Annotated in this window: 16 protein-coding genes; 9 read left to right on the forward strand and 7 right to left on the reverse strand. The window is 62.0% G+C overall.

Features of this window, described 5'->3' with window-relative positions; all coding sequences use genetic code 11:
- The first annotated feature begins 49 nt into the window (after window positions 1–49).
- The 8 genes from gloB to fabI all read left to right on the forward strand — a co-directional run bounded on the left by gloB (window position 50) and on the right by fabI (window position 10,682).
- Window positions 50–829, forward strand: a complete 780-nt coding sequence (gene gloB / locus QMX96_RS05035) for a hydroxyacylglutathione hydrolase (protein ID WP_054915277.1) — start codon at window positions 50–52, stop codon at window positions 827–829.
- 99 nt (window positions 830–928) lie between these two features.
- Window positions 929–2,350 (forward strand): LysM peptidoglycan-binding domain-containing protein, encoded by a 1,422-nt coding sequence (locus QMX96_RS05040; RefSeq protein WP_043859725.1) that lies wholly within the window; start codon window positions 929–931, stop codon window positions 2,348–2,350.
- Window positions 2,351–2,469: 119 nt separating this feature from the next.
- Window positions 2,470–4,302 carry an extracellular solute-binding protein gene (locus QMX96_RS05045; protein WP_054915278.1) on the forward strand — a complete coding sequence of 611 codons (1,833 nt, stop codon included), beginning with the start codon at window positions 2,470–2,472 and terminating at the stop codon, window positions 4,300–4,302.
- A complete protein-coding gene (locus tag QMX96_RS05050; protein ID WP_282361300.1) occupies window positions 4,299–6,161 on the forward strand; it encodes an extracellular solute-binding protein in 1,863 nt (620 codons plus the stop codon). Before QMX96_RS05045 ends, QMX96_RS05050 begins: the two co-directional genes overlap by 4 nt.
- A gap of 1 nt (window position 6,162) precedes the next feature.
- Window positions 6,163–7,236, forward strand: a complete 1,074-nt coding sequence (locus tag QMX96_RS05055) for a microcin C ABC transporter permease YejB (protein ID WP_043864486.1) — start codon at window positions 6,163–6,165, stop codon at window positions 7,234–7,236.
- Window position 7,237: 1 nt separating this feature from the next.
- Entirely contained in the window at window positions 7,238–8,257 is a 1,020-nt protein-coding gene (locus QMX96_RS05060; protein WP_043864487.1) for an ABC transporter permease, read from the forward strand.
- A 1-nt stretch (window position 8,258) separates the two neighbouring features.
- On the forward strand, window positions 8,259–9,869 hold the full coding sequence (locus QMX96_RS05065; protein WP_282361301.1) for an ABC transporter ATP-binding protein: 1,611 nt from the start codon (window positions 8,259–8,261) through the stop codon (window positions 9,867–9,869).
- Window positions 9,870–9,887: 18 nt separating this feature from the next.
- Complete coding sequence (gene fabI / locus QMX96_RS05070; protein ID WP_043864489.1) at window positions 9,888–10,682, forward strand: enoyl-ACP reductase FabI; 795 nt, start codon at window positions 9,888–9,890, stop codon at window positions 10,680–10,682.
- Between the two features lie 195 nt (window positions 10,683–10,877).
- Here fabI and QMX96_RS05075 read toward each other — a convergent pair whose 3' ends face one another.
- The 7 genes from QMX96_RS05075 to QMX96_RS05105 all read right to left on the reverse strand — a co-directional run bounded on the left by QMX96_RS05075 (window position 10,878) and on the right by QMX96_RS05105 (window position 19,909).
- Window positions 10,878–12,749: a SurA N-terminal domain-containing protein gene (locus QMX96_RS05075; RefSeq protein WP_054915281.1), complete on the reverse strand. Its 1,872-nt coding sequence runs from the start codon at window positions 12,747–12,749 to the stop codon at window positions 10,878–10,880.
- 196 nt (window positions 12,750–12,945) lie between these two features.
- Window positions 12,946–13,218 (reverse strand): HU family DNA-binding protein, encoded by a 273-nt coding sequence (locus QMX96_RS05080; RefSeq protein ID WP_003183171.1) that lies wholly within the window; start codon window positions 13,216–13,218, stop codon window positions 12,946–12,948.
- Between the two features lie 146 nt (window positions 13,219–13,364).
- Window positions 13,365–15,761, reverse strand: a complete 2,397-nt coding sequence (lon, locus tag QMX96_RS05085; protein ID WP_043864491.1) for an endopeptidase La — start codon at window positions 15,759–15,761, stop codon at window positions 13,365–13,367.
- Window positions 15,762–15,913: 152 nt separating this feature from the next.
- On the reverse strand, window positions 15,914–17,197 hold the full coding sequence (clpX, locus tag QMX96_RS05090) for an ATP-dependent Clp protease ATP-binding subunit ClpX (protein ID WP_043864492.1): 1,284 nt from the start codon (window positions 17,195–17,197) through the stop codon (window positions 15,914–15,916).
- Window positions 17,198–17,302: 105 nt separating this feature from the next.
- Window positions 17,303–17,938 (reverse strand): ATP-dependent Clp endopeptidase proteolytic subunit ClpP, encoded by a 636-nt coding sequence (gene clpP / locus QMX96_RS05095; protein ID WP_043864493.1) that lies wholly within the window; start codon window positions 17,936–17,938, stop codon window positions 17,303–17,305.
- A gap of 91 nt (window positions 17,939–18,029) precedes the next feature.
- Window positions 18,030–19,340, reverse strand: coding sequence for a trigger factor (gene tig, locus QMX96_RS05100; RefSeq protein WP_043864494.1), 1,311 nt, complete (start codon window positions 19,338–19,340; stop codon window positions 18,030–18,032).
- Window positions 19,341–19,603: 263 nt separating this feature from the next.
- Window positions 19,604–19,909 carry a DUF6388 family protein gene (locus QMX96_RS05105; protein ID WP_282361302.1) on the reverse strand — a complete coding sequence of 102 codons (306 nt, stop codon included), beginning with the start codon at window positions 19,907–19,909 and terminating at the stop codon, window positions 19,604–19,606.
- Between the two features lie 226 nt (window positions 19,910–20,135).
- On the opposite strand from QMX96_RS05105, the gene QMX96_RS05110 reads away from it, so the two are divergent.
- Window positions 20,136–21,965, forward strand: coding sequence for an SLC13 family permease (locus QMX96_RS05110; protein ID WP_282361303.1), 1,830 nt, complete (start codon window positions 20,136–20,138; stop codon window positions 21,963–21,965).
- Window positions 21,966–22,060: the final 95 nt, after the last annotated feature.

Genomic DNA, 22,060 nt, shown 5'->3' on the forward strand with positions numbered 1-22,060 from the left:
CACATAGCTACTAAGATGCACCCATGTCCACCGTTTGGCGAATCGCACGATGATACAGATACAGGCCCTGCCCGCTTTCAGTGATAACTACATCTGGTTGTTACAAGATGCCGTGAACCAGCGTTGTGCGGTGGTCGACCCGGGCGATGCCGCCCCCGTGCTGGCCTGGCTGCAGGCGCATGCCGACTGGCAACTGACCGACATTCTGATCACCCATCACCACCACGACCATGTGGGCGGCGTTGAGCAGCTCAAGGCGCACACCGGCGCCCGCGTCAGCGGCCCGGCCAACGAACGCATACCCGCCCGCGACCAGGCCCTGAACGACAATGACCGCCTCGAGGTACTGGGGCTTGATTTCCAGGTGTTCGCCGTACCCGGCCACACCCTGGGGCACATCGCCTATTACTGTGCCCAGCCGCAGTTGCCGATGCTGTTCTGTGGCGACACGCTGTTCGCCGCCGGCTGCGGGCGCCTGTTCGAGGGCACGCCGGAGCAGATGCATCACTCGCTGGAGCGCCTGGCAGCGCTGCCGGCGGCCACCCAGGTGTATTGCGCCCACGAATACACCCTGAGCAACCTGCGCTTTGCCTGTGCGGTCGAGCCGCAGAACCCGCACGTTATCCAACGCTTCGAAGACGTTACCGCACTGCGCGCGCAAGATCGAATCACTTTGCCCTCCACCATCGCGCTGGAGAAGCTGACCAACCCGTTTTTGCGGGTAGCAGAAACATCCGTTAAACAAAAAATAGACGAACGGGTGGGCCGCATAAACCCTACGCCCAGTGCTGTTTTTGCAGGGTTGCGGGCCTGGAAAGACACGTTCTAAACAGGCGCTGTGAAGGTCGGAAAATTCTCAAAGGTTGACCGATGGGGGGTGCCTTTCTAGAATCGCCCGACATTTTTGCCCGGAACTTTCCCCCAGCCAATGTCGTCCCCTAGCCGCAGAACCTTCAATTCCGTTGCCCTGACGCGCCTGGCCCAAGCCAGTGCGCTGGCCCTGGCCGCCACCCTCGTGGGCTGCCAGAGCACGCGCCAGGTCGATGAATCCGATAGCGTTCGCGCGCACAACTTCCAGGCGCGGATCAAGCAGAAACCGATCTTCGTGCATGACAAGAAGCCGGTCGAGCCAGCCGTGGCCCAGGACGTCTGGGAACGCATGCGCCAGGGCTTCCAGTTGCAGGACGGCATTGCGGTGAACCCGCGCATCGAGCAGCAGCGCCTGTGGTTCGCCAGCAACCCTTCGTTCCTGGAAGGCGCCGGCGACCGCGGCAGCCTGTACATCCACTACATCGTCGAGCGTCTTGAAGAGCGCGACATGCCGCTGGAGCTGGCCCTGCTGCCGGCAATCGAAAGTGCCTACAACCCGATGGCCTATTCCCGCGCCCACGCGGTGGGCCTGTGGCAGTTCATCCCGTCCACCGGGCGCTACTTCAACCTGCGCCAGACGCGCTTCTACGATGGCCGTCGCGACATCACCGCCTCGACCAACGCGGCGCTGGACTACCTGACACGCCTGCACGACATGTTCAACGGCGACTGGCTGCTGGCCCTGGCGGCCTACAACGCCGGTGAAGGCACGGTCAGCCGCGCCATCGAGCGCAACGAGAAGCTCGGCCTGCCAACCGACTACTGGAACCTGCCGCTGCCCAAGGAAACCCGTGACTACGTGCCAAAGCTGCTGGCCCTGTCGCAGGTGGTACTGACACCGCAGGCGTATGGAGTGAACCTCAACCCGATTGCCAACGAACCCTACTTCGAAGCCGTGGCGATCAAGGACCGGCTCGACCTGTCGCGGGTCGCCGCACTGGCCGAGATCGACGAAGACGAACTGTTCCAGCTCAACCCGGCCTTCAAGAAACGCATGACCGTGGACGGCCCGCAGCAGTTGCTGGTACCCACCGCCAAGGCGCAACTGCTGACCACCAGCCTGTCGAACATGAAGCCCGAAGAGCTGCTCAGCCTGCAGCCGAAAAAGGCGGTATTCGAGGCAGCCCTGGCCGAAGCCTCGACGCCGGTGCGCAACAGCCGCTACCGGGTCAAGCGTGGCGACAACCTGGGCAGCATCGCCCGGGCCAACAAGGTCAGCGTCAAGGACCTGCAGCGCTGGAACAAGCTGCGCGGCAACAACCTCAAGGTCGGCCAGACCCTGGTGATGCAAGGTGCGCAGCCTGCCAGCGCGGCCGGCAACCAGAAGAAGCCTACCCAGTACAAGGTGCGCAAAGGCGATTCGCTGTACATGGTGGCCAAGCGTTTCAACGTTGAAATGCAGCATCTCAAGCGCTGGAATCCGCGCAGCGGCCACGCCCTCAAGCCCGGCCAGACCCTCACTGTTTACCTGCCGCACTGAGACCCGGGCCAGGCCTGCCTGGCCGCGGCCCCGGCGATCTCCGGGGCTGCCCTTTTTCCTGCCGATACAAGCTGTTACTGTAGCCGGAATAAAGCCCAAGCCCGGATCGGATCGCCGACTTGATACGTCCCCTCCTGTTGCTGTCATTCAGCCTGGCCTTGAGCTTTCCCGCGGGCGCGACCATCAGCGAAAGTCACGGTTACGCCCAGTTCGGCACGCTCAAGTACCCAGCCAAATTCACCCATTTCGATTGGGTAAACCCGCAAGCGCCCAAAGGCGGCACCTTGCGCGCCATGGCATTCGGCACGTTCGATACCCTCAACCCCTATACCTTCAAGGGCTCAAGCCCGGTCACCACGCCCAACTTCCTGCAGTACGGGGTGAACGAGCTGAACGAGACCCTGATGGTGGGCACCGGCCAGCGCGACCCCTCCGGCGATGAAGCCACCTCCAGCTACGGGCTGATCGCCCGTTCGGTGGAGTACAGCGAAGACCGCAGCTGGGTGGTGTTCAACCTGCGTCCCGAGGCACGCTTTCACGATGGCCGGCCGATCACCGCCGCCGACGTGGCGTTCTCCTACCGCACCCTGCTCAAGGAAGGCCACCCGCTCTACCGCACCAACCTGCAGGAGGTGCAGCGGGTCGACATCCTCAACCCCAAGCGCATCCGCTTCGTGTTCAAGCGTGCCGGCAACCCGCTGCTGATCTTGCGCCTGGGCGAAATGCCGGTGCTGCCCCAGCATTACTGGAAAGGCCGCGACTTCAAGGCCACCACCTTCGAACCGCCACTGGGCAGCGGCCCGTACCGCATCACCCAGGTACAGCCAGGTCGAAGCCTGGTGTTCGAGCGGGTCAAGGACTACTGGGGCAAGGACCTGGCAGTCAACCGCGGCAAGTACAACTTCGACCGCGTCGAGTTCGAGTTCTACCGCGACAGCGATGTGGCCTTCGAGGCCTTCAAGGCGGGTGAGTTCGATGTCTACATCGAGCACCAGGCCAAGAACTGGGCCACCGGCTACAACTTCCCCGCTGTGCGTCGTGGCCAGGTGATCCAGGCGCAGATCGCCCACCAGATCCCGACCCAGACCCAGGGGTTGTTCATGAACAGCCGGCGCGCCGCCTTCAGCGACGACCGCGTGCGCCAGGCGCTGGGCCTGATGCTGGACTTCGAATGGACCAACCGCACCCTGTTCAGCAGCGCCTACAAGCGCGCCAGCAGCTACTACCCCAACAGCGAGTTCAGCGCCACCGGCCTGCCGGTGGGCAAGGAGTGGCTGCTGCTGGCGCCGTACCGCGACCAACTGCCTGCCGCCCTGTTCACCCAGCCCTACAGTGTGGGCAAGACCAACGGGCGCGGTATCGACCGCGATACCCTGCGCCAGGCCCTCAACCTGCTCGGCCAGGCAGGCTGGAAGCTCAGCGGCCAGCGCCTGCTCAACAGCAACGGGCAGCCGCTGAAGCTGGAAATTCTGCTGGTGAACCCGAACCTGGAGCGGATCCTGCAACCTTATGTCGAAAATCTTGCCAGCATCGGTATCGACGCGCGCTTGCGCACGGTAGACCGGGCCCAGTACAAACAACGGCTGGACCAATTTGATTTCGACATGATTCTGATGACCCTGAACCAGACCCTGAGCCCGGGCCTTGAGCAGTGGCTGTATTTTCATTCCAGCCAGGCCGCCACCAAAGGCAGCAAGAATTACGCGGGCGTGAAGAGCCCGGTGGTCGACCACCTGCTAGAGTCCCTGCTCAATGCACAGAGCCGCGACGACCAGGTGGCTGCGGCGCGCGCCCTCGATCGAGTGCTGCTATGGCAGCACTACATGGTTCCCAACTGGTATCTCGACTATCACCGCCTGGCCTACCGCAACCGGTTTGCCTTTGTCGCCACGCCGCCCTACACCCTGGGGCTGAACAGCTGGTGGCTCAAGCCCACGGAGAACGCCCAATGATGCCATTGCCGTGCCTGCGCCTGATCGCAGGCGGCCTGCTGCTGGCCAGCCTGAGCCTTCAGGCCCTGGCCGCCCCGCAACATGCAGTGACCCTCTACGACGAAGCGCCCAAGTACCCGGCCAACTTCAAGCATTTCGACTATGTGAACCCCGACGCGCCCAAGGGCGGCACCTTTCGCCTCAACGGCTCCGGCAGCTTCGACAGCCTCAACCCCTTCATCAACAAGGGCGTGCCGGCCGACAACATCGATCTGGTATACGACACCCTGGCGCGCAACAGCCTTGATGAGCCATTCACCGAATACGGGCTGCTGGCCAGGCAGATCGAAAAAGCCCCCGACAACAGCTGGGTGCGCTTCTACCTGCGCCCCGAGGCGCGCTTTCAGGATGGCCATCCGGTTCGTGCCGAAGACGTCGTGTTCACCTTCAACACCCTGGTCACCAGCGGCGCACCGCTTTACCGCGCCTACTATGCCGACGTCGACGAAGTGATCGCCGAAGACCCGCTGCGTGTGCTGTTCAAGTTCAAGCACAAGGGGAACCGTGAACTGCCGCTGATCCTCGGCCAGTTGCCGGTGCTGCCCAAGCACTGGTGGGCCACCCGCGACTTCACCAAAGGCAACCTGGAGATCCCCCTGGGCAGCGGGCCGTACAAGGTCGCCGAGGTCAAGGCCGGGCGCTCGGTCCGCTACGTGCGCGACCCCGACTACTGGGGCAAGGACCTGCCGATCAACCGCGGCTTCTACAATTTCGACACCATTCGCGTCGACTACTACCGCGACAATACCGTGGCGCTCGAGGCGCTCAAGGCCGGCCAGTTCGACTACTGGCTGGAGGTCAGCGCCAAGAACTGGGCCACCGCCTACAACATCCCGGCAGTTCGCCAGAACCGCCTGATCCGCGAAGAGATCGCCAACGGCAACCCGACCGGCATGCAGGGCTTCGTGTTCAACCTGCGCCGCCCGATCTTCCAGGACGTGCGCGTGCGTGAGGCACTGAGCCTGCTGCTGGACTTCGAGTGGACCAACAAGCAGCTGTTCAATGGCGCCTACACCCGCACCACCAGCTACTTCGAAAATTCCGACATGGCGGCCAGCGGCCTGCCGGATGCGGCCGAACTGAAACTGCTGGAACCGCTGCGCGGGCAGATCCCCGACAAGGTGTTCACCGAAGCGTTCAAGAACCCGGTCACCGATGGCAGCGGCATGATCCGCGAGCAGCAACGCCAGGCCTACAAGCTGCTGCAGGAAGCCGGCTGGCGCATCCAGGACGACAAGATGGTGGATGCCCAGGGCAAGCCGGTGGTGATCGAGTTTCTGCTCGCCCAGACCGAGTTCGAGCGCATCCTGCTGCCCTACAAGCGCAACCTGGCCGACCTGGGCATCGAGCTGAACATTCGCCGGGTGGACGTATCGGAGTACATCAACCGCCTGCGCTCGCGCGACTTCGACATGATCGTGGGCGGCTTCCCGCAATCCAACTCGCCGGGCAACGAGCAACGCGAGTTCTGGCAGAGCGCGAGCGCCGACAAGCCCGGCAGCCGCAACTTCATGGGCCTCAAGGACCCGGCCGTGGACACCCTGGTGGACGGCCTGATCAATGCCGACTCGCGCCAGAGCCTGATCGAACACACCCGTGCCCTGGACCGCGTGCTGCAGTGGGGCTACTACGTGGTACCCAACTGGCACATCAAGACCTGGCGCGTGGCGTACTGGAACCATATCGGCCACCCGGCCACGCCGCCCAAGTACGACATCGGCATCAACACCTGGTGGATCAAGCCGGATGTGAAACCGGTGGTGCCGGGGGCCGCAGACGCCGCCCCAGCCGATGCTGCCCCAGCGGGCGAGGCACCTTGACATGCTGGCCTATATCTTTCGCCGCCTGTTGCTGATCATCCCCACCCTGCTGGGTATCCTGATCATCAACTTCGTGATCATCCAGGCCGCGCCCGGCGGCCCGGTGGAACAGATGATCGCCAAGCTCGAGGGCTTCGACGGCGCCACCAGCCGCATCGCCGGTGGCGGTTCGGAAGTATCCGTGGCCGGCTCCAACTACCGTGGCGCCCAGGGCCTGGACCCTGCCCTGGTCAAGGAAATCGAGCGCATGTACGGCTTCGACAAGCCGGCGCCGGAACGCCTGTGGATCATGATCAAGAACTACGCCCGGCTGGATTTCGGCGACAGCTTCTTCCGCGACGCCAAGGTCATCGACCTGATTGCCGAGAAGATGCCGGTGTCGATCTCGCTGGGGCTGTGGAGCACGCTGATCATGTACCTGGTGTCGATCCCCCTGGGCATCGCCAAGGCTACCCGGCACGGCAGCCACTTCGACGTGTGGACCAGCTCGGCCATCATCGTCGGCTATGCGATCCCGGCATTCCTGTTCGCCATCCTGCTGATCGTGCTGTTTGCCGGCGGCAGCTACCTGGACTGGTTCCCCTTGCGCGGGCTCACCTCGAACAACTTCGATGAACTGAGCACCACGGGCAAGATCCTCGATTACTTCTGGCACCTGACCCTGCCGGTGACCGCGCTGGTGATCGGCAACTTCGCCACCATGACCCTGCTGACCAAGAACAGCTTCCTCGACGAGATCAACAAGCAGTATGTGATCACCGCCAAGGCCAAGGGCCTGAGCCCCAACCGGGTGCTCTACGGGCACGTGTTTCGCAACGCGATGCTGCTGGTGATCGCGGGCTTCCCCTCGGCATTCATCGGCATCTTCTTCACCGGCTCGCTGCTGGTGGAGGTGATCTTCTCCCTCGACGGCCTGGGCCTGATGAGCTTCGAGGCGGCCATCAACCGCGACTACCCGGTGGTGTTCGGCACGCTGTTCATCTTCACCCTGCTGGGCCTGGTGGTGAAGCTGATCGGTGACCTGACCTACACCCTGGTCGATCCGCGTATCGACTTCGACAGCCGGGAGCACTGAGATGACCCTATCCCCTCTCAACCGCCGCCGCTTCGAACGCTTCAAGGCCAACCGCCGTGGCTGGTGGTCGCTGTGGCTGTTCCTGATCCTGTTCGGGCTGAGCCTGGGCGCCGAGCTGATCGCCAACGACAAGCCGCTGGCGGTGCGTTACGACGGCGAATGGTACTTCCCCGCCCTCAAGCGCTACCCCGAGACCACCTTCGGCGGCGAGTTCCCGCTGGAGGCCAACTACAAGAGCCCGTACATCCGCGAGTTGCTGGCAGCCAAGGACAGCTGGGTGCTGTGGGCACCGATCCCGTTCAGCTACCAGAGCATCAACTACGACCTGAAGGTGCCCGCCCCGGCCCCGCCCTCGGCGCAGAACCTGCTGGGCACCGACGACCAGGGCCGCGACGTGCTGGCGCGGGTGATCTACGGCTTTCGCATCTCGGTGCTGTTCGCCCTGACGCTGACGGTGTTCAGCTCCATCATCGGGGTGATCGCAGGCGCCCTGCAGGGCTTCTATGGCGGCTGGGTCGACCTGGCCGGGCAGCGCTTTCTGGAGATCTGGTCGGGGTTGCCGGTGCTGTACCTGCTGATCATCCTGGCCAGTTTCGTGCAGCCCAACTTCTGGTGGCTGCTGGGCATCATGCTGCTGTTCTCGTGGATGAGCCTGGTGGACGTGGTGCGCGCCGAGTTCCTGCGCGGGCGCAACCTGGAATACGTACGCGCGGCGCGGGCGCTGGGCATGCAGAACGGCGCGATCATGTACCGGCACATCCTGCCCAACGCGATGGTCTCGACCATGACCTTTTTGCCGTTCATCCTGACCGGCGCCATCGGCACCCTCACGGCGCTGGATTTTCTCGGCTTCGGCCTGCCACCGGGCGCGCCGTCGCTGGGCGAGCTGGTGGCCCAGGGCAAGTCCAACCTGCAGGCGCCGTGGCTGGGCATGAGCGCCTTCGCGGTACTGGCACTGATGCTCAGCCTGCTGGTGTTCATCGGCGAGTCCGCCCGCGATGCCTTCGACCCGAGGAAATGAGATGAGCAACGACACCTTGATCGAAGTGCGCGACCTGTCGGTGGAGTTCGTCACCGGGGCGCAGCAGCAACGCGTGGTCGAAGGCATCAGCTTCGACATCCGTCGTGGCGAGACATTGGCACTGGTGGGCGAAAGCGGCTCGGGCAAGTCGGTGACCGCGCATTCCATCCTGCGCCTGCTGCCCTACCCGCTGGCCCGCCACCCCAGCGGCAGCATCACCTACGAAGGCCAGGACCTGCTCAAGCTGGAAGAAAAACAGATGCGGCGCATTCGCGGCAACCGCATCGCGATGATCTTCCAGGAGCCGATGACCTCGCTCAACCCGCTGCACAACATCGAGAAACAGATCAACGAGATTCTCATGCTGCACAAGGGCCTGCGCGGCAAGGCGGCCACCGAGCGCACCCTGGAGCTGCTGGAACTGGTGGGCATTCCCGACCCGGTCAAGCGCCTCAAGGCCCTGCCCCACGAGCTGTCGGGCGGTCAACGCCAGCGGGTGATGATCGCCATGGCCCTGGCCAACGAGCCGGAGCTGCTGATCGCCGACGAACCGACCACCGCGCTGGACGTCACCGTGCAGCTGAAAATCCTCGAATTGCTCAAGGACCTGCAGGCGCGCCTGGGCATGGCGCTGCTACTGATCAGTCACGATTTGAACCTGGTGAAAAGAATTGCCCACCGCGTATGTGTCATGCAGCGCGGTTGCATCGTCGAACAGGCGTCGTGTGACGAATTGTTCCGTGCCCCGCAGCATACGTACACGCAAATGCTGCTCGGTGCCGAGCCCAGCGGCAAGCCTGCCGACAACCCGGTGGGCCCGCCGCTGCTCGAGGTCGAGGACCTGCGCGTGTGGTTCCCGATCAAGAAGGGCCTGCTGCGCAAGACCGTGGACCACGTCAAGGCGGTGGACGGCATCAACTTCAGCCTGCCCCAGGGCCAGACCCTGGGCATCGTGGGCGAGAGTGGTTCCGGCAAGTCTACCCTGGGCCTGGCGATCCTGCGGTTGATCGGCAGCCATGGCGCGATACGCTTTGAAGGCCAGGCGCTGGACGGCCTGACCCAGCAACAGGTGCGGCCGTTGCGCCGCCAGATGCAGGTGGTGTTCCAGGACCCCTTCGGCAGCCTGAGCCCGCGCATGAGCGTGAGCGATATCGTCGGAGAGGGCCTGCGCATTCATCGGATTGGCACGGAGGCAGAGCAGGAACAGGCGATCATGGAGGCGCTCGAGGAAGTAGGACTGGATCCGCAAACCCGGCACCGCTACCCTCACGAGTTCTCCGGTGGCCAGCGACAACGTATTGCCATTGCCCGGGCACTGGTATTGAAACCGGCGCTGATACTGCTGGACGAGCCCACTTCGGCGCTCGACCGGACCGTTCAGCGCCAGGTGGTGGAACTGCTGCGTACGCTGCAGACCAAGTACAACCTGACCTACTTGTTCATCAGCCATGACCTGGCGGTGGTCAAGGCGCTCAGCCACCAGTTGATGGTGGTCAAGCAGGGCAAGGTGGTGGAACAAGGTCCGGCTACGGGTATTTTCAGCGCCCCGCAACATCCCTATACACAGCAGCTGCTGGAAGCCGCCTTTTTGGCCCCCACAGCTGTCGATTAACCTGAAGAGGAACAACACATGGGTTTTCTCGCCGGTAAGCGCGTACTGATCGTCGGTGTCGCAAGCAAACTGTCCATCGCATCCGGCATCGCTGCCGCCATGCATCGCGAGGGTGCAGAACTTGCCTTCACCTACCAGAACGAAAAGCTCAAGGGCCGCGTCGAAGAGTTCGCCGCTGGCTGGGGCTCCAGCCCTGAGCTGTGCTTCCCCTGTGACGTTGCCAGCGATGAAGAAATCGCCAAGGTCTTCGAAGAACTGAGCAAGAAGTGGGACGGCCTGGACTGCATCGTGCACTCCGTAGGCTTCGCGCCGGGCGACCAGCTCGACGGCGACTTCACCCAGGCCACCACCCGTGATGGCTTCCGCATTGCCCACGACATCAGCGCCTACAGCTTCGTGGCCCTGGCCAAGGCCGGTCGCGACATGATGAAGGGCCGCAATGGCAGCCTGCTGACCCTGTCGTACCTGGGCGCCGAGCGCACCATGCCCAACTACAACGTGATGGGCATGGCCAAGGCCAGCCTGGAAGCCGGCGTGCGCTACCTGGCGCGCAGCCTGGGCCCGGAAGGCACTCGTGTGAACGCCGTTTCGGCCGGCCCGATCCGTACCCTGGCAGCCTCGGGTATCAAGAACTTCCGCAAGATGCTGGACGCCAACGAAGCGCAGACCCCGCTGCGTCGCAACGTCACCATCGACGAAGTCGGCAACGCCGGCGCGTTCCTCTGCTCGGACCTGGCGTCGGGCGTGAGCGGTGAAATCATGTACGTGGACGGTGGCTTCAACACTACCGCCATGGGCGACCTTACCGAGTAAGGTTGGCAGGATGGGAAAAGGCCGCTGATGCGGCCTTTTCTTTTGTCCGGGATCTGGCCATTCGCCGGCAAGGCCGGCTCCTGAAGAGGTTGCGATCCCTGTAGGAGCCGGCCTTGCCGGCGAACGCCCCCGTACAACCAACACAAAAACAGAAAGGGCCGCATCAGCGGCCCTTTCCGTTTACAGCAGCATCACTCAGTAACGGGTGATGTCCGCCTTCTCTTCCAACTGCTTGCGGTACGCAGCGAAGTCCTGCTGGCCAGCACGCGACGCCAGGAAGCGACGGTAGGCCGCCTTCTCTTCGTCACTTGCCGCAGCACCTTCGTTGACGCCGTTCAGGCGCAGGACCACAAAGCTGCCGTCGTTCAAGGTGACGCTACCGAAGGTCGGCTTGTCCTTGGCTTGCGGCTTGCTCATGCGGAACACCGCCTGCAGCTCGGCCGGGTCGATGGCCTCCTGGTTGCGTGTGACCGCTTCCTGGACCTTCCAGCTCTGACCTTCCTGGCTGGCTGCCAGTTCGACCTTGCCGTCGCGCAGGCCGGCGATCAGCGCCTCGCCCTTGGCCTTGGCCGCCGCACTGGCGTGCTCCCTGGCCAGGTGCTTGCGAATGCTGTCGCTCACCACTTCCAGCGGCAGTTGCTCAGGCTTGCGGTGCTCCTTGACACGGATGACCACGACCGTCTCCGGGTCCAGCTCGATGGCGGTGCTGTTGGCACCCTCTTCCAGCACTTCCGGGCTGAACGCCGCCTGGATCACTGCACGGTTGGCCGTGATGCCATCGCCACCTTCACGGCCGAACGGCGCCGAGGTGTTCAGCTTCAGGCCAAGCTCCTGGGCCGGCTGGGCCAGGTCGGAGGCTTCGAACGCCGAGTCCTCCAGCTGCTTGGTCACTTCGACGAAGCGCTGTTCGACCTGCTGGGTCTTGAGCTCACGGGTCAGCTTGTCTTTCAGGCTGGCGAAGGTCGGCACTTCAGGTGCCTGCACATCCAGCAGCTTGATCAGGTGCCAACCGAAGTCGGTACGCACCGGCGCCGATACCTGGCCCTTGTTCAGCGCATACAGCGCCTCTTCGAAGGCCGGGTCGTAGACGCCCTGGCCGGCATAGCCCAGGTCACCACCCGTGGCGGCAGAGCCCGGGTCCTGGGAGAACTCCTTGGCCAGCTTGGCAAAGTCTTCGCCTTTGTCCAGACGCTGCTTGATCTCTTCGATGCGGGCCTTGGCCTGGGCATCGTCAAGCTTGTCGTTGACTTCGATGAGGATGTGCGCGGCATGACGCTGCTCGGCCAGGTTGGCGATTTCCTTCTGGTACAGCGCCTGGAGCGCCTCGTCGTCGACCTTGACCTGGTCGAAGAACGCGGCCTTCTTCAGCTCGATGTAGTCGATGACCACCTGATCGGGGCTCATGAACTCCTTGGCGTGCTCGTCGTAGTGCGCCTTGATCTCTTCGTCGGTGACCTTGACCGCGGCCGGGTCGGCCTTGAAGGTCAGCGAAGCGAAATCACGGGTCTGCTTCTCCAGGCGGGCAAATGCCTCGACCTGCGAATCGGTAACAAAACCGCTGCCGGCCAGGCCAGCACGCAGTTGGCCGATCAGCATTTCCTGCGCCAGCATGTCGCGGAACTGCAGGCGACCGTAGCCCAGCTGACGAATCACCTGGTCGAAACGCTCGGGGCTGAACTTGCCGTCAACCTGGAACTCCGGCGTTTGCAGGATGACCTGGTCAAGCGCGGCTTCGGAGAAGCTGAACTTGGCATCCTTGGCGCCCTGGAGCAGCAGCTTGCGCTCGATGAGGCCCTTGAGTGCTGCTTCACGCAGCATTTTTTCATCCAGCAGGGAGGCGTCGAAATCCTTGCCCAGCTGTTGCATCAGTTGCCGACGTTGCATGTCGACAGCCTGGCTCAGCTCATTCTGGCTGATGGTGTCGCCATTGACCTTGGCAGCGTCCTGGCTATGGGTGGTGGCCTGGAAGATGGCATCGAAGCCGGTCAGCGCCATCAAGGCCACGATGACACCGATGATGGTCTTGGCAATCCAACCTTGTGAATTGTCCCTGATATTTTGAAGCATGCGTCCCCCAGAAACGGCCGTACTAAATAAACAACCGCGGAGCGTGGGTAGAGTCCTGATAGAAGAAAGGCGCATCCGAGGATGCGCCTTCTCGTAACTGGCGAAGCACACGGGAATCTGTTTTTGCGATTCCCCGTGCTGCGCTACCAGACCAGGCGAAACCCGACCCGGTTAGGCGAAGCCTGAAAGAGACGCCTTAGTTGACGGCTTCTTTCAGTGCTTTGCCGGCCTTGAAGCCTGGCTTCTTGGCAGCAGGAATTTCCAGAGTCTTGCCGGTTTGCGGGTTGCGACCGGTACGGGCAGGACGATCGGTTACCGAGAAGGTACCGAAACCGACCAGCACCACGGAATCACCGGCTTTCAGGGCGCCGGTGACGGATTCGATGACTGCGTCCAGCGCACGGCCGGCAGCAGCTTTCGGGATATCAGCAGATGCGGCAATAGCGTCAATCAGTTCCGACTTGTTCACTCTAAGTCCCCTTATCTCTATTTGAGTTTGTTTCTAAGTATGTAATGAAAAGCAAAACGATTGCCGGGTGGCCCACCGACAAGTGGGCGCCGCTTTATAACAAGGGCCCGAATTAACGTCGTGGAGGCCCCCCAGCCAAATACGTACTAATGGGTACTGATTCGTTCCTTGGAATCGCTGTCGCGCTTTTCATCCTTGGCGACAATCTCGGGAGCCACATCTGGCAAGGGCTCCGGGGCGTATTGCAGCGCAATTTGGAGGACTTCGTCAATCCATTTGACAGGTTTAATCTGAAGATCCTGTTTAATATTGTCAGGAATTTCCTTCAGGTCGCGCACATTCTCTTCTGGAATGATCACGGTCTTGATCCCGCCGCGGTGTGCTGCCAGCAGTTTTTCCTTCAAACCGCCAATGGCCAGCACCTGACCACGCAGGGTGATTTCCCCGGTCATGGCCACATCGGCGCGCACCGGAATCCCGGTCAGGGCCGACACCAGTGCAGTGCACATGCCGATGCCAGCGCTCGGGCCGTCCTTGGGGGTAGCCCCTTCCGGCATGTGAATGTGGGTGTCGCGCTTCTCGTGGAAGTCGGCAGGGATCCCCAGGCTGCGTGCACGGCTGCGCACCACGGTCTGCGCGGCAGTGATCGACTCGACCATCACATCGCCCAGCGAACCGGTCTTGATCAGTTGACCCTTGCCCGGAATCACCGCGGCCTCGATGGTCAGCAGCTCGCCGCCCACCTGGGTCCACGCCAGGCCGGTTACCTGCCCTACCTGGTCCTGCTGCTCGGCCAGGCCGTAGCGGAACTTGCGAACGCCCAGGTAATGCTCCAGGTTGTCACCATCGACCTTGACGGCCACCTGCTTGAGCCCGGCATGTTCCTTGACGACCTTGCGGCAGATCTTGGCGATCTGGCGCTCCAGGCCCCGCACACCGGCTTCGCGGGTGTAGTAGCGGATGATGTCGCGGATGGCGGCAGTGTCGATCTCCAGCTCGCCCTTCTTCAGGCCGTTGGCCTTGATCTGCTTGGGCGAGAGGTACTTGACCGCAATGTTGATCTTCTCGTCTTCGGTGTACCCCGGCAGACGAATCACTTCCATCCGGTCGAGCAGCGCCGGCGGGATATTCATCGAGTTGGAGGTGCACAGGAACATCACGTCCGACAGGTCGTAATCGACCTCCAGATAGTGATCGTTGAAGTTGTGGTTCTGCTCGGGGTCGAGCACTTCGAGCAGTGCCGAGGCCGGGTCGCCACGCATGTCGCTGCCCATCTTGTCGATTTCATCGAGCAGGAACAGCGGGTTGCGCACACCCACCTTGGTCATCTTCTGGATCAGGCGACCTGGCATCGAACCGATGTAGGTACGGCGGTGACCGCGGATTTCTGCCTCGTCACGCACGCCACCCAGGGCCATGCGCACGAACTTGCGATTGGTGGCGCTGGCAATGGATTCGGCCAGGGAGGTCTTGCCCACCCCCGGCGGGCCGACCAGGCACAGTACCGGGCCGCGGATCTTCTTCACGCGCTTTTGCACGGCGAGGTATTCGAGGATGCGTTCCTTGACCTCGTCCAGGCCGTAGTGGTCGGCATCCAGAATCTCTTCGGCCTTGGCCAGGTCAAGGCGCACCTTGCTCTGCGCCTTCCACGGCACCTGCACCAGCCAGTCGAGGTACGAGCGCACCACGGTGGCTTCAGCCGACATCGGCGACATCTGCTTGAGCTTGTTCAGCTCGGCCTGGGCCTTGGCGTAGGCATCCTTGGGCAGGCCGGCAGCGTCGAGGCGCTTTTTCAGCTCTTCGACTTCGTTGTGGCCTTCGTCGCTGTCGCCGAGCTCTTTCTGAATGGCCTTCATCTGCTCATTCAGGTAGTACTCGCGCTGACTGCGCTCCATCTGCTTCTTGACCCGACCACGGATGCGCTTCTCGACCTGCAACAGGTCGATTTCGGCATCCAGCAAGGCCAGGACGTGCTCGACCCGGGCGCCCAGGTCGATGATTTCGAGAATTTCCTGCTTCTGCTCGATCTTCAGGGCCATGTGGGCGGCCATGGTGTCGACCAGGCGCCCCGGCTCGTCGATGCTGTTGAGCGAAGAGAGGACTTCAGCGGGGACCTTCTTGCCCAGCTGCACATACTGTTCGAATTGCGACAGCAGGCTGCGCACGAAGACCTCGGACTCGCGATCGGCGGCCTCGACTTCGTCGATCAGCGCCACATCGGCGCGAATATGCCCGTCGACTTCGACAAAGCGCTCAACCGCACCGCGCTGCTCGCCCTCGACCAGCACCTTGACGGTGCCATCGGGCAGTTTGAGCAGTTGCAGTACGGTTGCAATGGTGCCGACACGGTACAGGGCATCTTCACCTGGATCGTCATCAGCTGGATTCTTCTGGGCCAGCAGGAGGATCTGCTTCTCGCCCGTCATCGCGGCCTCGAGGGCCTCGATGGACTTTTCACGCCCCACGAACAGCGGGATGACCATGTGCGGGTAAACGACGACATCGCGCAATGGCAAAAGAGGCAAGTCGAGGGTTGTCTTCATGATTTCGCCTCTACAGCGGCCTTATGGCCGTAATCCGATGGAAATTTGAGCATGGAGTTAATGTGGGGGCAGGCCCGCAAAAAAACAAGCTCTGCGACAGGAAAAGCAAAGGGGCCCGTAGGCCCCTTGCTGGTTTGCTGCCGTCACCCGACTCAGGCGTCGGGTGCAGCCTTGGCTTGCGGCTCGCTGTTCTCGTAGATCAACAGCGGCTTGGACGAGCCATCGATGACGCTCTCGTCGATCACCACCTTGCTGACATCCTTCTGCGAAGGAATCTCGTACATGGTGTCGAGCAGGATGCCTTCGAGTATCGAACGCAGGCCACGGGCACCGGTCTTGCGCTCCAGTGCCTTGCGGGCCACCGACTTGAGCGCATCGCTGCGGAACTCCAGGTCGACGCCTTCCATCTCGAACAGCTTGCCGTATTGCTTGGTCAAGGCGTTCTTCGGCTCGGTGAGGATCTGCATCAGCGCAGCCTCGTCGAGCTCGTCGAGGGTTGCCAGTACCGGCAGGCGGCCGACGAACTCGGGAATCAGGCCAAACTTGACCAGATCGTCCGGCTCGACTTCACGCAGCGACTCGCCAACCTTCTTGCCTTCTTCCTTGCTGCGAACTTCCGCACCAAAGCCGATGCCACCGCGGGTGGAACGGTTCTGGATGACCTTTTCGAGGCCCGAGAACGCACCGCCGCAAATGAACAGGATGTTGCGCGTATCGACCTGCAGGAACTCCTGCTGCGGGTGCTTGCGGCCACCTTGCGGTGGTACCGAGGCAACCGTGCCCTCGATCAGCTTGAGCAATGCCTGCTGCACGCCTTCGCCCGAAACGTCACGGGTGATGGACGGGTTGTCCGACTTGCGCGAGATCTTGTCGATTTCGTCGATGTAGACAATGCCCATCTGGGCCTTTTCCACGTCGTAGTCGCACTTCTGCAGCAGTTTCTGAATGATGTTCTCGACATCTTCACCGACATAACCCGCTTCGGTCAGCGTGGTGGCATCGGCAATGGTGAACGGCACATTCAACAGACGCGCGAGGGTTTCGGCGAGCAGGGTCTTACCCGAGCCCGTCGGTCCGATCAGCAGGATGTTGCTCTTGCCGAGCTCGACATCGTCGTTCTTCTTGTCACGTTGGTTCAGGCGCTTGTAGTGGTTGTACACCGCTACGGCCAAGACTTTTTTCGCGCGCTCCTGACCAATGACGTACTGGTCCAGGATGCCGCTGATTTCTTTCGGCGAAGGCAATTTATGCGCGCTGCTCTCGGCCTGGGCTTCCTGCACCTCCTCACGGATGATGTCGTTGCACAGGTCGACGCACTCGTCGCAGATAAAGACCGAGGGGCCGGCAATCAACTTGCGTACTTCATGCTGGCTTTTGCCGCAGAAGGAGCAATAGAGCAATTTGCCGTTGTCCTCGCCGTTACGGGTGTCAGTCATTCGATCGATCCAATCCGGTAGGCTTGCAACACAAGATGAAGGCAATTGCGGGCTTTTTCAAGTCCACAGGTGGCGGGAAGGCCCGGCCACCCGCTTGGCTGCCTATCAAACAGGCCGCTTGTGGAGCACCGAGTCGATCAGGCCGTATTCGGCAGCACGCTCGGCGCTCATGAAGTTGTCGCGGTTGGTGTCACGCTCGATGGTTTCGAGGTCCTGCCCGGTGTGATGGGCCAGCAGCTCGTTCAGACGCGAACGGATCTGCAGGATTTCCTTGGCGTGGATCTCGATATCCGAGGCCTGACCCTGGAAGCCACCCAGCGGCTGGTGAATCATCACCCGCGAGTTCGGCAGGCAGAAACGCTTGCCATGGGCACCGGCAGCCAGCAGGAACGCGCCCATGGAGCACGCCTGACCGATGCAGGTGGTGGAAACGTCGGGCTTGATGAACTGCATGGTGTCGTAGATCGACATGCCTGCTGTCACCGAACCACCCGGCGAGTTGATGTAGAGATGGATGTCCTTGTCCGGGTTTTCCGCTTCAAGGAACAGCAATTGCGCTGCGATCAGGTTGGCCATGTAGTCCTCTACCGGGCCGACCAGAAAGATCACCCGCTCCTTCAACAGGCGCGAGTAGATGTCATAGGCGCGTTCGCCACGAGCGGATTGCTCGATAACCATCGGGACCAGGCCGCCTGCGGCCTGGATGTCAGAGCTCTGCTGATAATAAGAATTGCGGGACATGTCCTGCACTCACTCCCAAATAGTCATGTCTTGAATACGCACAAGCCAGCTCGAAGGCTGGCTTGTGGTGTTTTCCTACAAGAGAAGGAAATCAGTCAGCGGCAGGTGCCTGCACCGGCTTGACAGCTTCTTCGTAAGAGACCGATTTGTCGGTCACAGTCGCTTTCTGCAGAACAGTATCCACAACTTGTTCTTCCAGCACAACCGAACGGACTTCGTTCAGCTGCTGGTCGTTCTTGTAGTACCAGGCCACGACTTGCTCAGGCTCCTGGTAGGCCGAGGCCATTTCCTGGATCATTTCGCGAACGCGGTCTTCGTCTGGCTTGAGGTCGAACTGCTTGACCACTTCGGCGACGATCAGGCCCAGCACGACGCGGCGCTTGGCTTGCTCTTCGAACAGCTCTGCCGGCAGTTGCTCAGGCTTGATGTTGCCACCGAACTGCTGAACGGCCTGCACGCGCAGACGGTTCACTTCGTTTTCCAGCAGGGCCTTTGGCACTTCGATCGGGTTGGCAGCCAGCAGGCCGTCCATTACCTGGTTCTTGACCTTGGTCTTGATGGCCTGGCGCAGTTCACGCTCCATGTTCTTGCGAACTTCGGTGCGGAAGCCTTCGATGCCGGTTTCCTTGATGCCGAACTGGGCGAAGAACTCTTCGGTCAGCTCAGGCAGTTTTGGCTCGGAAACGCTGTTGACGGTAACGGTGAACTCGGCGGCTTTGCCAGCCAGGTCCAGGTTCTGATAGTCCTCGGGGAAGGTCAGGTTCAGAACGCGCTCTTCACCGGCCTTGGCGCCGACCAGACCTTCTTCGAAGCCTGGGATCATGCGGCCGGAACCCAGCACCAGCTGGGTGCCCTGGGCCGAACCACCGGCGAACACTTCACCGTCGACCTTGCCGACGAAATCGATGTTCAGCTGGTCTTCGTTCTGGGCAGCACGGTCGGTCGCTTCAAAGCGAACGTTCTGCTTGCGCAGCACTTCCAGCATGTTGTCCAGGTCGGCGTCAGCCACTTCGGCGCTCAGGCGCTCGACGTTGATCGACTCGAAACCGGCAACGGTGAACTCAGGGAACACTTCGAAGACGGCAACGTATTCCAGGTCCTTGCCCGCTTCGAGCGACTTCGGCTCGATCGACGGCGAACCGGCCGGGTTCAGCTTCTGCTCGACCACGGCTTCGTAGAAGGAGGACTGGATCACATCGCCTACTGCTTCCTGGCGAGCGTCAGCACCGAAACGGCGCTTGATTTCGCTCATTGGAACTTTGCCTGGACGGAAGCCAGCGATCTTGGCCTTTTGGGCGGTCTGCTGCAGACGCTTGTTGACCTGGCTCTCGATACGCTCAGCCGGCACGGTGACGCTCATGCGGCGCTCGAGAGCGGAAGTATTTTCAACAGAAACTTGCATGGATATTCCTCGTTGCACAGACGTTAGCCGGCGATACCGACTCCAGAATCAAGGGCAAGCATTCTAGTGACTCAAACACCAGAAGTCACCCCGTTCAAATCAAGGAGAACAGGCCGCGGCACATTTGAATTTCGCACAACTGCCCCGAAGCCTCTTGCCCGGGCGCCGGAACCCGCCGTTGAAGGCGTTGCGGCCTGACCGGCGGGCATCCTGATGCCCAGTGGAGGCTATGGAACAGAAACTTTTCAACACACTACCGCGCCTCAGGGCGCAGCATCTTCAATTTCGTTGAACTCGCAGTATTCCTGCCAGCTCAGGCCCAATGTCTCGGCCACTTCGCGGTGCACTTCAAGACGCATCTCGCGCAGTTGTTCGGGCGACTCGGCAATCAACTCCAGGGTCAACTCCCAGGCTTGAAGGCCACGCTCCTGCGCGTGATCCTCGAACGCCCACTGGATCTGCTGCTGTTGCTCGTGGGCATTGAGCCCGGCTATCTCTTCGAGCAACTGCGGGTTTGCCTGGGCAAATCGCTCTAGCGCGACCGCCTGGCGTGATTCTTTTGCAATCATGGTGCATTCCTTCCTGCGGCCGATAACCCGGCCACTGCTTCAACCGCCTGAAATCTATCAGCTTTGGCTTATTTGTCACTAGCCAGGGTGACATCGGCGACAGGTGAACAGCAGAATGCCGCGCACCTTAACATCTGGCCCTGTGCCACCCAAGCGCTGCAGCAAATCAACAAACGGCCGCCCGGTTTCTGCCAGACTCACCGGCGTCTTCTTTTCGGATACCTGCATGAATCACGAATTGTTCTGGGTCCTTGGCCTGCTGTTCAGCGCCGTCGCGCTGTTTGTCATCAATCGCCCGCGCATGGACGTGGTGGCGCTGCTGGTGATCGTCGCCCTGCCCCTGCTCGGCATCCTGAGCGTGCAGGAAGCCCTGGCCGGCTTCAGCGACCCCAACGTGGTGCTGATTGCCGCGCTGTTCGTGATCGGCGAAGGGCTGGTGCGCACCGGTATTGCCTACCGCATCGGCGAGTGGATGGCCGAACGCGCCGGCAACAGCGAAACTCGCCTGATCGTGCTGCTGATGGTGTCGGTGGCAGGCCTGGGCTCGGTGATGAGTTCGACCGGCGTGGTGGCGATCTTCATCCCGGTAGTACTGAGCATCGCCGCACGCATGAAGGTGTCGCCCAGCCGGCTGATGATGCCACTGGCCTTCGCCGGGCTGATCAGCGGTATGCTCAGCCTGGTGGCCACGCCTCCCAACGTGGTGGTGCACAGCGAGCTGGTACGCCACGGGGAAACCGGTTTCAGCTTTTTCAGCTTCACCCCTTTCGGCCTGGTGATCCTGGTGCTGGGGGTGGGCTACATGCTGCTGACGCGCAACTGGCTGGGCAGCGCGACGCGCAAGGACGGCAGCACCGAAACCCGCCGCACCCTGCTCGACCTGATCATCGACTACAAGCTGGCCGGGCGTGAACGACGCCTGCGGGTCAGGCCCCATTCGCCGCTGATCGGCCACAGCCTGAGCGAGCTGAAGCTGCGCACCGAGCACGGTGCCAACGTGGTCGGCATCGAGCGCCAGCACAAGTTCAGCACCCGCGTGATCAGCCCCGACTCCAGTACCCTGGTGCACGAAGGCGACGTGCTGCTGCTTGACCTGTTCTCGCCCAAGGACGACCTGCGCAACCTGTGCCAGACCATGCGCCTGGAGCCTCTGCACTTCAAGGCCGCCTACTTCATCGACCAGTCGCGCGAAGTGGGCATGGCCGAAGTGGCGCTGCCACCGGGCTCGCAGTTGATCGGCAAGAACCTGCTGGAGCTGACGTTCCGCAGCCGCTGGGGGCTGAACGTGGTGGGCCTGCGTCGCGACCAGGCGGCCATCGACGAGCAACTGGTGGAAGAAAAGCTCAAGCTGGGCGACACCCTGCTGGTGATCGGCACCTGGAAGGCGATTCGCCAGCTGCAGACGCAACCGCGGGACTTTCTGGTGCTGAGCCTGCCGGCGGAAGTGGACAACGTGGCCCCGGCCCTGAATCAGGCGCCTTATGCGCTGATCAGCCTGGCGGTGATGGTGGGCCTGATGATCAGTGGCCTGGTGCCCAACGTGATCGCCGCGCTGATCGGCTGCCTGTTGATGGGCGCCAGCCGCTGCATCGACATGGAGAGCGCCTACCGGGCGATCCACTGGCAGAGCCTGATACTGATCGTGGGCATGCTGCCCTTTGCCCTGGCGTTGCAGAAAACCGGAGGCATCGCCCTGGCGGTGGACGGCCTGGTGGGCGTGCTGGGCGGTGCCGGGCCCTACGTGATCCTCGCCACGCTGTTTGCGATCACGGCGTTGATCGGGCTGTTCATTTCCAACACCGCAACAGCGGTACTGATGGCGCCGGTTGCGATCACCACCGCACAGCAACTGGGCGCATCGCCCTACCCGTTCGCCATGATCGTGGCGCTGGCCGCATCCGCCGCGTTCATGACGCCGGTGTCGTCGCCGGTGAACACCCTGGTGCTGGGGCCGGGGCAGTATCGCTTCGCCGACTTTGTGAAGGTGGGGGTACCGTTCACGATCCTGGTGATGATTGTGAGCGTGGTGATGGTGCCGTGGATTTTTGCTCTGTAGACGGCGGTGCTGCCTTCGCCGGCCATGCCGGCTCCTGCAGGAGCCGGTTTGGCGGCCACAACCCACTAACAATAACAATTATCATTTGAGAAATA

This window comes from Pseudomonas sp. PS01300, from assembly GCF_029960155.1.
GTDB lineage: Bacteria > Pseudomonadota > Gammaproteobacteria > Pseudomonadales > Pseudomonadaceae > Aquipseudomonas > Aquipseudomonas palmensis.